General features: G+C 50.8%; 10 protein-coding genes. 7 read left to right on the top strand and 3 right to left on the bottom strand.

The window, feature by feature from the left end; translation table 11 throughout:
• Positions 1-64 precede the first annotated feature (64 nt).
• From HQ48_RS03055 to HQ48_RS03045, 3 genes are all read right to left on the bottom strand, one after another.
• On the bottom strand, positions 65-946 hold the full coding sequence (locus HQ48_RS03055) for a hypothetical protein (protein WP_044231616.1): 882 nt from the start codon (positions 944-946) through the stop codon (positions 65-67).
• Positions 947-1,198: 252 nt separating this feature from the next.
• A complete protein-coding gene (locus tag HQ48_RS03050; protein ID WP_044231615.1) occupies positions 1,199-1,936 on the bottom strand; it encodes a 2-phosphosulfolactate phosphatase in 738 nt (245 codons plus the stop codon).
• A 13-nt stretch (positions 1,937-1,949) separates the two neighbouring features.
• Positions 1,950-2,288, bottom strand: a complete 339-nt coding sequence (locus HQ48_RS03045) for a zinc ribbon domain-containing protein YjdM (RefSeq protein ID WP_044231614.1) — start codon at positions 2,286-2,288, stop codon at positions 1,950-1,952.
• Positions 2,289-2,459: 171 nt separating this feature from the next.
• On the opposite strand from HQ48_RS03045, the gene HQ48_RS03040 reads away from it, so the two are divergent.
• From HQ48_RS03040 to HQ48_RS03010, 7 genes are all read left to right on the top strand, one after another.
• Positions 2,460-3,095 carry an NAD(P)H-dependent oxidoreductase gene (locus HQ48_RS03040; RefSeq protein WP_044186575.1) on the top strand — a complete coding sequence of 212 codons (636 nt, stop codon included), beginning with the start codon at positions 2,460-2,462 and terminating at the stop codon, positions 3,093-3,095.
• 1,061 nt (positions 3,096-4,156) lie between these two features.
• The gene (locus tag HQ48_RS03035; protein WP_081969706.1) at positions 4,157-5,830 is read left to right on the top strand and encodes a BACON domain-containing protein; all 1,674 of its coding nucleotides are present in this window, start codon (positions 4,157-4,159) and stop codon (positions 5,828-5,830) included.
• Positions 5,831-5,876: 46 nt separating this feature from the next.
• Positions 5,877-7,610 (top strand): BACON domain-containing protein, encoded by a 1,734-nt coding sequence (locus HQ48_RS03030; protein ID WP_044231612.1) that lies wholly within the window; start codon positions 5,877-5,879, stop codon positions 7,608-7,610.
• A gap of 21 nt (positions 7,611-7,631) precedes the next feature.
• Complete coding sequence (locus tag HQ48_RS03025) at positions 7,632-9,209, top strand: BACON domain-containing protein (protein WP_081969705.1); 1,578 nt, start codon at positions 7,632-7,634, stop codon at positions 9,207-9,209.
• A 12-nt stretch (positions 9,210-9,221) separates the two neighbouring features.
• Complete coding sequence (locus tag HQ48_RS03020; RefSeq protein WP_081969704.1) at positions 9,222-11,978, top strand: S8 family serine peptidase; 2,757 nt, start codon at positions 9,222-9,224, stop codon at positions 11,976-11,978.
• A gap of 5 nt (positions 11,979-11,983) precedes the next feature.
• Complete coding sequence (locus tag HQ48_RS03015) at positions 11,984-12,940, top strand: PorV/PorQ family protein (protein WP_044231609.1); 957 nt, start codon at positions 11,984-11,986, stop codon at positions 12,938-12,940.
• A gap of 19 nt (positions 12,941-12,959) precedes the next feature.
• On the top strand, positions 12,960-13,763 hold the full coding sequence (locus tag HQ48_RS03010) for an HmuY family protein (protein WP_044231608.1): 804 nt from the start codon (positions 12,960-12,962) through the stop codon (positions 13,761-13,763).
• Positions 13,764-14,150 lie beyond the last annotated feature (387 nt).

Genomic DNA, 14,150 nt, shown 5'->3' with positions numbered 1-14,150 from the left:
TTGGCTATACTACGTTCGCCTCGATGTTATTTGTAGAGTTTATCTATTTGTCCTAGCTGTGTAATCAATCTTGATAAGCCGAGTACAGAGGATAGTTTGAGCTCTGTTGTGCCATGAATACATGCCCTATGAGCAGAGGAGGGTCATCGAAGTTCTTTTGCTTGAGGGACTCTTCGATGAGCTTAGTCGTTGGGCTGTCTGGGTATGCTTGTCTAAATCGTTGCCACTCGGCCTTGAGGTCTGGGTCGAGCCCCCCAGATCTGTCTGCGATAGGTGTGTTGTCTACACCGACTAGATAGGCCATTTGGAGGGATTGGTAGCTCTCGCTAAGTCTGCCGAATAGCTCCGTTTGCCCGGGGAAGGCCTTAACGTAAGCCTCGTATCGAGCTATCAAATCTCCGAGCTCCCGCCAGCTTAGTCTGAGGCAAGCATCGGGAGCAAAGTTTTCACCATCTCTCAGCAGTTGCCAGTGCTCTTGATAGTAGGCTGGTAGCAGGGTGATATATTTGGCGAAAAGGGTAGGCGAGGGGGTAATCAAGACGATACCCTCCCCGACATCCTCTAGTTGTAGCCCTGCCTGCTCGTAGTTTCGCTCTCTCTGCTTGATGCTGTCGTGTGGCTCTATGAGATTGCCCTCTTCGTCTAGATGATACTCGTAATAGCGATTTAGGTAGTCGCTCTCACGTTCGTTGAGCATATCTGCCGCTTGTGCCACTAGAGAGGCGAAATCGTCGAATATCCGACACCGCTCTTGTGGTGTAGCGGCTTCTATTGTCAGGCCGACGATCTCCTGTTTGAGGGCAATACGCTCCAGCGGCTCGGTAGCTTGGTCAAGGGCTTGCTCCAAGCTGTCGAGGCGAGAGGTGGCACTCTGAGTTTGTTTGGAGCTCTGGCAGGCTGTCAGTAGTGCTGCTCCTGCCAAGAGCAGATAGATGATTGGTTTCATACGCTTGATAACTGGATTTGATTGTGTCCTATTGTGCCGAGGCACTGATTACCTCACTGGAGGTTTTAGATCGAGGTGCCTTACCTTGTCCAACGGACGGCTACGCTCATTTCTCGAGGGATCGTAGTGAATAGGGAGGTTGCGCAGCTGGAGTCGTACCTGATAGTTCGTTCGCTGCCTTCGTCTAGGAAGAATAATTTGTTGCCCACTCAGTCGCATAGCTCTGCGTACCATTGGGCTCTCCGCAAGACGTTATAACTTGCCTAGCCAACCAGTCTGGGTATCTACTAGCCCCACTACTAGGCTGTGTGTGCCGATAGTCATGCAGTACTCGGCTGCATCGGCGTGGCCTGCTTGCACGAGACGTGCATAGTGTTCGGTGCGCTTGATGTAATCCATACGCTCCTGCATCGTTTGGCAGTGCTCATGCCAGAGGTCTTGCATCATCACAGCCATATCCCCCTCGGCTATTCCTAGACCCTGCTCTCGGGCAAGGCAGGCAAATGCACCTGCGTATAGGCAGTCCTCCGTAGAGATCTGCCCTTGCCAACCAGCAGCTACGATCAGGACCTCTTGTGCGCCAGATCTGTGGCAGTAGTCCAGTGTATCGGGGAGGTTGAGCAAACTCCCGATCAGGATCCGCTGCGCACCAGCCTCTAGAGCGATGCGTAGCGAGCGAGTACCGTTGGTTGTGGTCAGGACGATGCGCTGGTTGGCGACAGACTCTGGGGTGTACTCCAGAGGATCGTTGCCGAAATGGGCGAAGTCGCAGCGACGCACTTGTCGTTCGGCTGCCATCAGATAGCCATTGGCCAGCCCAATAGCTTGCGCCTGCTCGGTTGTAGCTACGGGCAAGATGCCAGCAGCCCCATTGGCAATGGCTGTAACTATGGTCGTGGAGGCGCGGAATATGTCTGTGATGACGACGATTGCCTCTGGGCGATGATAGAGCTGATATAGCTCTGGGCTAGGACATAGGAGTATTTTCATTGAGCCGCTCCCCCTATCCCTTGCGTAGGAAGCAAGTCTTCAAGACAATGCCCGAGCCATCTATCTTACAATCAACCTCCTCGGGGTTGTCGGTCAGGCGAATACTCTTGACTTTGGTTCCCTGCTTGATCACCATGGACGAACCTTTGACTTTGAGATCTTTGATGACCGTCACGGCATCGCCGTCTGCGAGTGGTGCACCATTACAGTCCTTGGCTACATCGTCGGCCTCCTGCTCTGTGGCTTCGGTCTGTGGCATAAACTCGTGGGCGCAGTCTGGGCAGACGTAGGTGGTACCATCAAAGTAGGTGTTCTCGCCTAGGCACTGTGGGCATTTTGGATAATCTGTCATAATCTTCTTATATGTGTACTGAGTCGTTTAGGACAAAGATACGGCCTTATATAGGAAGGACAAAAAGCCTTTTGCTCCCACAGAGATGAACCCAATGAGTTCGAACGAGGTTGTATAGTGGTAATTCGCTTTGTCGAAATACATCACAATTAGAATAAATAACTTAATAATATGTCATTACTCAAGAACCTAGAGTGGCGCTATGCCGTTAAGGCCTACGACTCTAGCCGCAAGATCAAGCAGGAAGATTTGGAAAAAATACTCGAGGCCATTAGCCTAACGCCTACTTCCTCTGGTCTACAACCCTACAAGGTGCTTGTCGTGGAGCGGCAGGACCTCAAGGATCGTATCTCCGAGGGAGTCTCCAATGTGGAGTGCGCCCGTGAGTGCTCCCACATCATCATTTTCGCCGCTTGGGATAGATACACCCCAGAGCGTATCGACGAGGTTTACAACCGTATGACCAAGGAGCGTGAGTTGCCCGAGGGGCGCTTCGCTTCGTACACGGACTTCCTCAAGCGAGCCTACTACGAGGGGCAAGACTCGGAGCAAAACTTCGCCCATGCTGCCCGCCAGACCTATATCGCTATGGGGTTGGCTCTCGCTCAGGCTGCCGAGTTGGAGATTGGTTCGACGCCAGTTGAGGGATTTCGTCCCGAGCATGTAGATGAGATCTTTGGGCTTAGGGAGCAAGGCTACAGGGCTGTTAGCATGATCTATCTGGGCTACTCCGATGAGGAGCGTGACTGGATGCGTCCAATGAAGAAAGTTCGCCGCCCCAAGGACGAGCTTATCGAGCGTTACTAGCCTCCAAGCCAGTAGTTATTCCCAACAAAGGGGCTATGGATAAACCCGGGTTTATCCATAGCCCCTTTTAAGATGCCTCAGAGTGAGCGAGGTATGAGGGGGGAAGACTAGGGCTGACGGAGCATACTCAAGTATGTAGCCGAAGCCGATGACCAAGTCCGTGTGGCACAAATGCACTAAGTAACTTGAGCTGTTTACGTATTATGCCACATCTTCTTGTACATACCTTAAAGTGCCCCCTGTTTGTCGTGCTTTTGGTTAAAGAATGTAAAAGGGTTATGCTTGTTTTTTGTCTAATGCCGTGCCTATTTGTAAAGCTCAATTAGCGGAGCGAGGAAAATTGATGGGAAGATCTATTCGGATTGGTGGGCACATCTTGGCGAGTGAGTCCACCAATCAGCCAAGATTGATGGGAAGAAACCGCAGAAAATATGCCACGAGTAGGTAAATTCTCCCCTATTTAATATGTAAATATCTGTATTTCATTTTGTTGTAAATAGTCTATTGAGGCTGGGATCTCAGCTTGTTTGGGGGGTAGGTGCCCCAATGAGGTTGGACGCAATACAGAGCCTTCTAGGGGGCAAATATGAGCTGTGGCTTTTGCGCAGTGCTGTAAGCGTGGTATTTTGGTTCAAGCATTAATCGTCATGTAAGCTGTTAATTTATATTTTTTTGTTTTCTGCTCGTTCGCTCTAGCCTATTTATGCTGTTTGGGCGATTTATTTGCCTAGAGTGATATCCCTATAAATCCCTATAAATGAGTAATCCGTGTAGTGTGTAGGTATGGGCTAATAATTGGTAGGTAGCCATTTTTGATATTTTCTTAAGGTGTTATTGTACAGAGTTTCATGCCTATTTTAGGTTTCTATACCTGTATGTCTAGTTGCTTTTTGTGTAGTTAAAACCATACTTTATGGTCATAGAGGCTCTCGGTTATTCGAGTTTATATACCCAAATTGTGCTAACTATTCGTTGGTAATCAGATATTTCTAGGTATTGTGTATGAGTGTGGTGAGGAATACTTTTACGCCGATATTTCGACTTTAACCACTCAAACATTTATGAGAAAACATTACTCTAGAGTCTGTGCAGTGATGCTAGGCACAATTGAGCGAGTAGGGAGTGTAGCCGTATCCGTCGTCCTCGGTGAGAGGAGGCAGGGTAGGGCTTCTCTTGTACTTAGCCCTCTCTTGAAGTCTATCGCCCTGCCATGCCCGCAAGAGCGGGCAGGTCGGAGTATGTCTAAGTTTTTTAGACAGCTCCCATTCCTTCTTTCCTTATTTACCTTGCTGGGGCTTAGTTCCTGTCAGCAGGATCATTTGGAGGCACCCACTCTGTCGGTAAACCTAGATCGTGAGCTCCTCATCTCTGGCTCGGGAGAGGAGGTCACGTTGCCTATCACGACCAATCAGTCGGCATGGAAAGCTATTACTAGTGCCTCTTGGCTCAAGCTCAGAGAGGCAGGCAATATCCTCATCATCGAGGCGCTGGCCAATCCGCAGGTGCAGGAGCGTCTAGCAAGCATCTTGATCGTGGCCGGAGGCAAGGAGCTCCAAGTAGGCGTCAAGCAGTTGGTAGACAAGAGCAATGCAATCACGCTCGACCCTAACGAGATACATGCTCCTAGAGGAGCTCAAGAGTACCGTGTACGGGTCAAGGCGAGCAGCGACCAGTGGACGGTAACCAAGGAGCCTGCCGATGCTAGCTGGGTAACCCTGCTCCCTAGACCTCGGTATGGCGAGCTCATTGTGAACCTAGACGAAAATAAAGGCAAGGGCGCGCGTGTCTGTAGCCTCAAGATACAAGCTGGCAATGCCTCGACAACGTTAGTGATTACCCAAGACGGCATGCCACACTTCTTCTTGCCCTATATGGTGTGGGAGAGCAATCTGGAGGAGGCCGAGGCATTTGAGGAGCAGCGCAATAGCCGCATTACGATGCGCCCGAGGGAGGCCGATCCTATTCAAGGCATTAGAGCAGTGTCGTACTTCCAGTTCTCGACCGTTAGCTCTGCATTCCAGCAGGTGCGCTACGAGTACGTCAATCTTGGTACACGCTTCCTCTACAAGGCCACTCTGGTGGCTCAAGATCTCTCTGCCATCAACAAGGCAGAGCTCCTCGACTTCCTTGCCAAGGAGCAGTACACCAAGCGTACAGATATCAAGTCTACCGAAACCTCGCAGTTCTTCGTCAATGAGCAGAAGAAGGTGCATCTGCAGTATAGCATCGACGACGCAGCCAAAGAAGCCTACCTCATCTTCACGCCTATCGTAGAGCAGTCGGGTCGCTATCAAGTGCCAGAGGCTCTGCCACTAGGCTTCCCATTTGTTGCGGGCGGTACCAAGGCCCAAGTGGAGCAATGGGAGAGCGAGATGAAGGGTGAGAAGAGCAACGACCTGACGCAGGCTCTAGGCATGCTTGCCTACTTCGCTCATGCCCCCTACTTTACACGTTATTACCTATTCAAAGAGGATAATCCCAATCTGCTGGACGCTGTCAATTTCACACTAGACCCCAAATATCAAGGTATGTACAAGTATGGAGGGCTGCACTTTATGGGCAGGGAGTTCGATGCTCTGATCAAGTCGTCAGGTTTCGTTTACCACTCCTACGACCAGCGTAGAGGAGCGCACTTCTACATCAATGAGACCAAGAACCTGCGTCTCGCTGTGAATATGATCCGCATGGCCAATCTGGAACTGACACGCTGCCAAGTAACGATCTACAAGCCTTAGGATATATTAGGCCGAGTTACAAGAATGTCAAGATATCTACAATATTATGAATCAAATTATTAAACTGGGTTTCCGCCTTATTCTAGTGTCAGGTTTGCTTGCTAGCCCTGCCTGCCAGAGGGTGGTAGAGCCTCATACATCATCGTTGAGCCTGAGTCAAACGGAGCCATTGCAGTTCTCTAGCACGGCCTCCGAGGCAAGCATCACTGTGACGACCAACTCGTCCGACTGGGTGGCACTCGTAGACCAAGACTGGTTACATGCCAGTAAAGATGGTAGCATGCTACGCCTAAATGTGGAGGCCAATCCGACGACCGATACTCGCTTAGCCAGCGTACAAATCTCCTCTGGTAGTCAGACCAAGGAGCTACAGATTGAGCAGAGTGGCCGTTCGCTAGAGTTTAATGCTCAGAAGTCCATCAAGTTTGGGCAGTTTGGCGGAGAGAAACGCTTCTATGTAGATGCTTCCTCCCCCTCGTGGACGGTGTCTGCTACAGAGGACTGGGTTCAGGTAACGCCCTACACGCTACAAGGAGAGATCGCAATCAAAGTGGGGGAGAACTCAGCGAGAGATCCACGTACGGCTCAGGTACAAGTCAAGGACGCCTTGGGCAAACTCGTGCATACGGTAGAGGTCAATCAGTCGCCTATCCTATATATCGTGATGCCCTATCCAGAGTTTGGTGTGAGCTCCGAGGTACTCCGACTATTCGAGACGGAGCGCTATAGTCGCCTATTTAATCAGCCAGATGGTAGGAGTAACCTATTTCAATGGGGGTACGAAACTGTAAGCCCGATCTTCGATTACATCGTCTATCGAGTGAAGAACGGCAAGTATGTGAGTGCATCCGTCTACTCAACCAACAGAAACCCAGAGAACCTCAAGGGTGCACTGGGTCAGGAGATCAGAGAGATGCTGGTGCGTGGTGGGTACAAGAAAGTACTTGATGAGCTGTACTACAGCGATGCTACTAACACGGAAGTTAATATCATCACTACGACACGCAACCCCAATATCACATTCACCAATTACCCTGCGCAGAAGCCTTATCCGAGTTTCGACAAGCTGCCTCTGGGTATCACTAAGTTCTACGTAGGGAGGCTCTCTGGGCAAGAAGGTTCGGGAGAAGACCGCATCATCGAGATCGTCAAGGAGGGGGCTCGTGAGGACGAAATCATAGAGTACCAGAAGCAACAGGGCTGGACGATGATCCCACCCTATGACCCCAGAGATCCTAAGAATGCAGGAGATAGCCCACAGGAGCGTGAGCGTAAGCGTGACCAGAGTAGCCGCAAGACTCGTGTGCCGCTTTACTTCGATGCCAATAAACCAATCCCTGCAGAGTATTGGCGTGAGTTCTACGAACAGCTCGTTTTCGAACGTGATGGGCAGTACCGTCAGTATAGGTTGGGTAGAACTTATGAGTATTACATCAACAATTATGTCGATCCTACTGATCCGTTCTATGGACAAAAGAGTATTCGTGTGTCAGGCACCGCACTCGAGGTGTCTAGAGAGAGTTTTGCAGACCCCCAGCAGTTCTTCTATTGGGATGATAATTCCGCATCTCTGTATGTGACCAAAGAGTTTCGCACATTGCTGGCTCAGGCGGGCTTCGTCTATAGTGATACGATAGATAGCGGACGAGCTGTAAGCTATTATAACCCAGATCTAGAGATTGAGTTCTTCTTTAGAATCGGCGAAACCCTTGTAGATGGCAAAAATAAACCAAGTGTCGTAGTCGTGCAGGTCGCACCAAGATTACGAGATGCCAAGTAGTCAATGAAAAAGAAATAAGTAATGAAGACATATATTTTATCCCTAGTATGTTTGCTCTCTTGGACTTTCGTTTCTTGTAAGCCCTCGATCGAGATTGCTCAGGTACAGTCTTTGGAGCTTTCCGTGCAGGAGCAGGTACAGATGAAGCAAGAGGGTGAGGAGGTAGAGGTGCAGGTGAGGACCACAGAGACCGATTGGTCCTTCCTAGGTGGCGGTAGCTGGCTCAAGCTCTCCAAGAGCGGCAATAAACTTATCCTCAAGGGAGCGACCAACGAGGAGCTACAGAAGCGCAAGGCAAGCGTCATCGTCCGTGCAGGTGAGCTATCTCGCACTATTGAGGTGGAGCAGCTAGGCAAGGCTCAGATCCTAGAGTCTGGGCAGAAGACCTATGAGGTAGACCAGTGGGCCAAAGAGATCACGTTTATTGTGGATAATAATCTAGAAGATTTGGAGGTGATCAGCTCTGTATCCGACTGGGTCAAGTACGAACTGAACCCCAAGAAAAAGGAGTTTCGTATCATCGTGGAGGAGAACAAAAGCTACGACGAACGTACAGCTACACTTTACCTGAGAGATGCTGATGGCAATGGTGACTCTAAGATCACAATCAAGCAGGAGGGTGCAATGTACTACGTACTGCCCTACGGAGGCTTTAATCAAACGGAAGAAGAGGTAAAGGCCTTTGAGACTCAGCGTAGAAGCGTCCTGATCGGTAAGCCATCGGGCTTGGCCAATTCGCTTATCGGAGGGAATGCTAACTTGTGGACATTCGAGACGAAGAGTAAGGCCTTCAACGTCATTCAGTATGTCATAGAGCCAGATGAGCGACGCTACCGCAATGCAATTGCTTGGGCTACGGATCCTAGGCTTTTCGCTCGAGATAGAGAGTTCGACAAGGCAGTCGCTTTTTTGCTCAAGGAGGGCTTCGTCCCACGTCGCAACTCTACCTACTACAGCGAGAAGCACGAGTGTCAAGCACTTGTAGCTATGAGCAATGAAGGCTCTTTCATTATGTACACTTTCGAGCCTAAGCAGACCAAAGAGATGGCCACCTTCGGGCAGTTCCCTTGGGGAGTGCTCCAAGATAAGGAATGGAGGGACTATGATCGAGAACGTGTCGAGGCTTGGGAGAAGGCCAATGGAGGGCGTCTTGTGCTAGAGGAAGAGGATGACGGCGGCATCTCGCTCGTCTTTGCCTCTGATGAGTTCGGAGGCATGCTTAGGATCTACTCGATCAATGAACGCAACGATGTTCGTCCTCTTGTAGGAGTGCAGCATGTTTTCACCAAGACCGATCAAGTCTACTACTACGATCGAGGAGCTACAGTACTAACTAATGAATTTGCTACACTGGCACGCAAGGAGAAGTTTGAGTTCAGCCGATATCTGGATGCACGTATCTTCCTCTTCGAACACAAGGATCGTACGCTCTATATGGGTGTATATCGTTCAGAGGTTGAGGATCCGCAGAATAAGGATCAGCAGATCATTGTGGCTAAGCTGGAGTTCCTATCTACTCAGCTTAGCCAGACCGATGACTCGCTCGATAAAGCTATCATCACCAAGGCGCTCCGCCGTGTAAAACTCTCGAATCAATAAATGCGTTAGAATATGACTAAGATCAAAATATGCGGTCTAATGGGCCTACTTACCTTGGCCTCGTGTAATCAAGATATAGACATCTCAGAGGCCGAGCGGGCGCAGACCTCCACGCAGGTGCTAGATACCTCGGCAGATCGTGGCGTACTCTCCGATGTGCTGCGTGTCAAGCTCACACCCAATGTAGCTACACGCTTGGAGAAGCAGCTCGCAGCCTCCGAGGGAGGTTTGCGTAGCCTCGGCGGTGAGCTAGGTGGCTTGCTGGAGCATATCGGTGCGCTCAAGATGGAGCGTGTCTTCCCCCACGCAGGAGAGCTTGAGGAGCGTCAGCGAGCCGCTGGGCTTCATCTCTGGTACGATATTAGCTTCGATGACCAGAAGGCCGCTCCCTATCAGGCACTAGCCGAAGCAATGAAGCGAGCCAAAGCCTTTGCAGGTATTCAGGTGGCCGAGGAGGTGCGTGTGCTACAGACTCCCTCTACCGCCTACAAGCTCGTAGAGCCCTCCCAAGGTCTTAGGGCAGAGTCTGCAAGTGGCTTCGACGACCCCGAGCTCCCTAAGCAGTGGCACTACCACAATGTAGGTCAGACGATGAGATCCAAGGCTGGTGCCGACATCAATCTCTTCGAGGCTTGGAAGAGCGAAACTGGTAAGCCGAATGTTACCGTAGCGATCGTGGATGGGGGGATTGACTTCCTACACGAGGATCTCAAAGACAATATGTTTATCAACCAAAAGGAGATGGACGGAGAGATTGGGGTCGATGACGATAAGAATGGTATGGTGGACGATGTGTATGGCTACAACTTCGTCACAGAGTCTGGGGACATAACGCCCCACGAGCACGGCACCCACGTCGCTGGCACGGTAGCAGCCCGCAGCAACAATGGCGTAGGAGTGGCAGGAGTAGCAGGCGGTAATGGCACAGAAGGCTCTGGGGCTAGATTGCTCTCGTGCCAGATGTTCCACACCGATGAGGAGGGGCGTACCGTATCGAGCGCAAGCGCAGGAGCTAGAGCCATTGTCTATGGAGCCAATATGGGTGCGGTCATCAGCCAAAACTCTTGGGGGTATAGGAATGCGCCTAACCAAGCGCAGCCACTAAGTCAGTCCGACCAAGAGGCGATCGACTACTTCATCAAGTATGCAGGCTGCGATAAGGACGGCAATCAGCGTGCCGACTCTCCGATGAAGGGAGGGGTTGTGATCTTCGCCGCAGGCAATGATGGGCGAGATTACTTGTCTTTCCCAGCTGCGTATGGCCAAGTGGTGTCTGTGTCCTCTATGGCGCCCGACTTCACAGCAGCCTACTATACCAATCGAGGTGAGTGGGTCAAGGTTATGGCTCCGGGAGGTAGTTTCCTCTACTCTAAGGGCGAGGTATTGAGTACACTACCCAATCACGCCTATGGCTATATGCAGGGGACTTCTATGGCTTGCCCACATGTGTCAGGTATTGCCGCTCTCATCGTTTCTAAGTATGGTGGCCCCGGCTTCACCAACGAAGAGCTTAAGCAGCGTCTGACTACCGCCGTGCGTGCGGACGACATCAATGAGTTTAATCCCAAGTTTGTCAAGCGCCTAGGTGCTGGCTACGTAGATGCCGCTCTGGCTCTTGCCCCAAGGGGAGAGAACGAAGCTCCCGAGGGTGTGGCCAAGCTATCGGCAGAGGCGACACATACGGGTGTCCAGCTCTCGTGGAATGTGGCTAGTGACGCCAACGATGGTACGGCCTATGCCTATAACCTATACTATAGTGAGGTTAAAATTGACGCCAAGAGCTATAAGGAAGCCCTCAAGGTTGAGGTAATGGGCGCTCGTAAGCTAGGGCAGAAAATCCAATACCTGCACCAAGGTCTGCGCCCTAGTAGCACCTACTACTATGCAGTAGAGGCAGTAGACCGATGGGGGGCTGTGGCCAAGTCTGTAGCCCTCGCTACGGTAACTACGATGCAGAACATCGCTCCTATACTCAAGCTAGATGATGACTCTTCGATTCGCCTCACGGGAGCCGAAACACTGACACGCAAAATCTTGGTAACTGAGCCAGATGGTCAGAAGTGGGCTTACGAAGTTGAGGGAGAGGACTACGACGTCAAACACAAGCGTAACGAGGCCGGAGAGATTGAGCTTACTTTCAGAGTTTCTCGCCCCAAGGGTAAGTATGCAATTGTGGTGTCGGTAACTGATGAGCTCGGACTGAAGTCTACGATAGAGATTCCCTTTGAGTTCTACAAAAATCACGCTCCTCAGCTGGCTAAGCCACTCGGCCGCATCTATGCTTCGGTTGGTCAGACCGCAGAGATTGATTTGTCCGAATACTTCCACGATCAAGACAAAACAGACAAGTTAGCCTACTCTGTGCGTGCGCTTAATCCCGATATGGCTACTGCCAAGATCTCTGGCTCTAAGCTAGAAATCAAGGCGCAAGCTCTTGGGTTGGCTGGCTTCGAGATCGCCTCACAAGACGCATTGGGGCTGACCGTTAAGACTGGTCTATCAGTAGAGTGTGTAACCAGCGACCTTGTGCACATGGTATATCCTACGCTCGTTCAAGACTTCTTGAATATACGTGTGGCCGATGGTGTGCGCCGTGTGTACGTTGCGGTATTGACCCCTGCGGGAGCTCCAGTAATGGCAGAGAAGACCTTTGATCTAGATAAGGGGGCTAAGATCTCGCTCGACCTAAGACTCCTATCGGCTGGGACTTACACGCTACTCGTAGAGAGCAAGGACAAGAAGTTTATGCAGTCATTTATCAAACGCTAAGTATTATGAAGCGAATTTTTCAGTTCATCACTATATCTTTTGTTACGCTGGGGGGACTCAGTATGCTACCAGCCAATGCTCAGACAAGCATCTCGGTGCTTACGGCTACTGCCGATGTGCGATCGGCGGCGATGGGGACTGTGCCTCTGGTAGGCTCTACCTTGATGCCTCTCTACTCCACTCCGAGTGCTATGTTTGATCTAGAGGGCAAGTCCCTGCAAGCGAGCTACGCAATGGGGCTGTCGCCTGAGAAGAGCCATAGCGGCCGTCAGTATTTCCATACGCTCTCGGCTGGCTATCGTCTGTCTTCTAAGCATAGTCTGCTCATCGGAGCAAGGCATTGGGGCGGTCTGCAAATGGACTACTTCAACTCCGTAGGGACTAAGGTCGGGAAGATCCACCCACGTGATTGGACTATTGATCTAGGCTATGCTTTCGCCCTATCTCCTAGTTTGCGCCTACACGCAGGGGCTTCGTATCTCAATACTTATAGCTCCCAGACGGCTCATGGTCTGATGATGCACTTAGGGGCTACTTATCTGGGCAGGCTGAGCTTCCTCAATCAAGGTCGCTATGCGCTTGACTTCGTGGCACGCAACCTAGGGCCTAAGCTCAGCTACGGTCAGCGCAGTAAGTCTAGTGCAGCTCTACCTACTTACTTGCAGGCCTCGGGAATGATGAACTTTGCCACAGCAGAGCATCAGCAGCTAACTTTTGGGCTAACGGCTCGCTACCAGACCACACTCACTTCAGATCGGGCAATGTCTGCTGGCGCAGGACTAGAGTACGACTTTGAGCGTATCGTGGCACTACGTTTTGGTGCGGTCTATCAGCCAGAGAGTAGCTATCTGACCATGGGGCTTGGGCGCAACCTAGGTCCCCTATCCCTTGGGGCATCTTACTCTTGGGGGAGCTACTCCGAGTTCAATATTCTTAATGTAGGTATTGCGCTATCTTTCTAACCGAAAATAACAAATAACTATGCGACAACTAAATCGAGTATTCGTCTATGTCCTATCGGCTACGCTGATTGCAGGCGTTGCGACATCTTGCAAGAAGAAACGTGCCGATGAGCCTATCATCTCTCAGACCGAGACGCCTAAGCCAACTCCTACTCCAGAGGAATCGAAGGGCGAGGAGAAAGAAACTGTCGATCCCTCCACGGGGATTAAAATTAAGTCTGTGGAGCTAGACGTGAGTGCGTATGATAAGTTTGTTTACTTCTCTTTCGATAGAGGGATCGTAACCATATCCGACGAGCAGAGCCGCCACCACGACAACTGGGATATGGCCTTCCACAGAGCCGATATGCGCACCAATAGCGGGGAGAGTACAGCCATTGGTGCCAAGGGCGGTGCTGTGGAAACGAACTCTATGCTTCTGAGCGAACAGATCGCTATCCCAGCTGATGATAAGTTCGAAACAGATGTCCCCTACATCGTAGCCATTAGGCACACCGATGAGGAGGGGGTTGTGCAGGGGCGCCTTCCCGTGAATCCCGTGCTTACGACCAAGACGCTACCCATCTTGGATAAGGACGGAAACCCTATTCTTGGAGATAATGGCTTTATCCAATACAAGGTTCATCGCCGTGGAGCCATTGTCATGGACCTAAGCCGTATGCCGCCGTCTATGGAGCTGTCGAAGAAGGTGTATATCATTCGCACGCCTAGTGGTAAGTATGCCAAGATCCGCATCGTTCGCTACAAGCGCAAGCCTAATACGCCAATGGGAGATCCGGGGCGTCTGCTGACTATGGAGTATGTGTACCCCGTTAGCCGATAGAAGTCAGTACTCATACAACTTTAACTAACTATTTGGGGCTGTGGTAAAATTGTTTTTTGCCACAGCCCCTTTTTTGAGGCTATTGCGCAATGCACCGCTCAAAGTTTCTTGTATCTTTCTCGGTGTTTTTTGCGTGTTTGAGCGGCTTGGGGAGCCTTGAATACTATCCCCCNGTTTCTTGTATCTTTCTCGGTGTTTTTTGCGTGTTTGAGCGGCTTGGGGAGCCTTGAATACTATCCCCCTATCCCCATCCCTGAGGGAAATATCCCTCAGGGATGGGAATTTTACGCTTATTTGACACCTTCAAGCACAAGTAGCCCTGGCATACGCTTGAGATTGTACGCCATAGCTTCAAGGATATTCTGTGTATGCGTTCGCTNCTTGCTC

Source organism: Porphyromonas sp. COT-290 OH3588, assembly GCF_000769075.1.
Taxonomy (GTDB): Bacteria; Bacteroidota; Bacteroidia; order Bacteroidales; family Porphyromonadaceae; genus Porphyromonas.
This window is presented reverse-complemented; position numbering and strand designations above follow the sequence as displayed.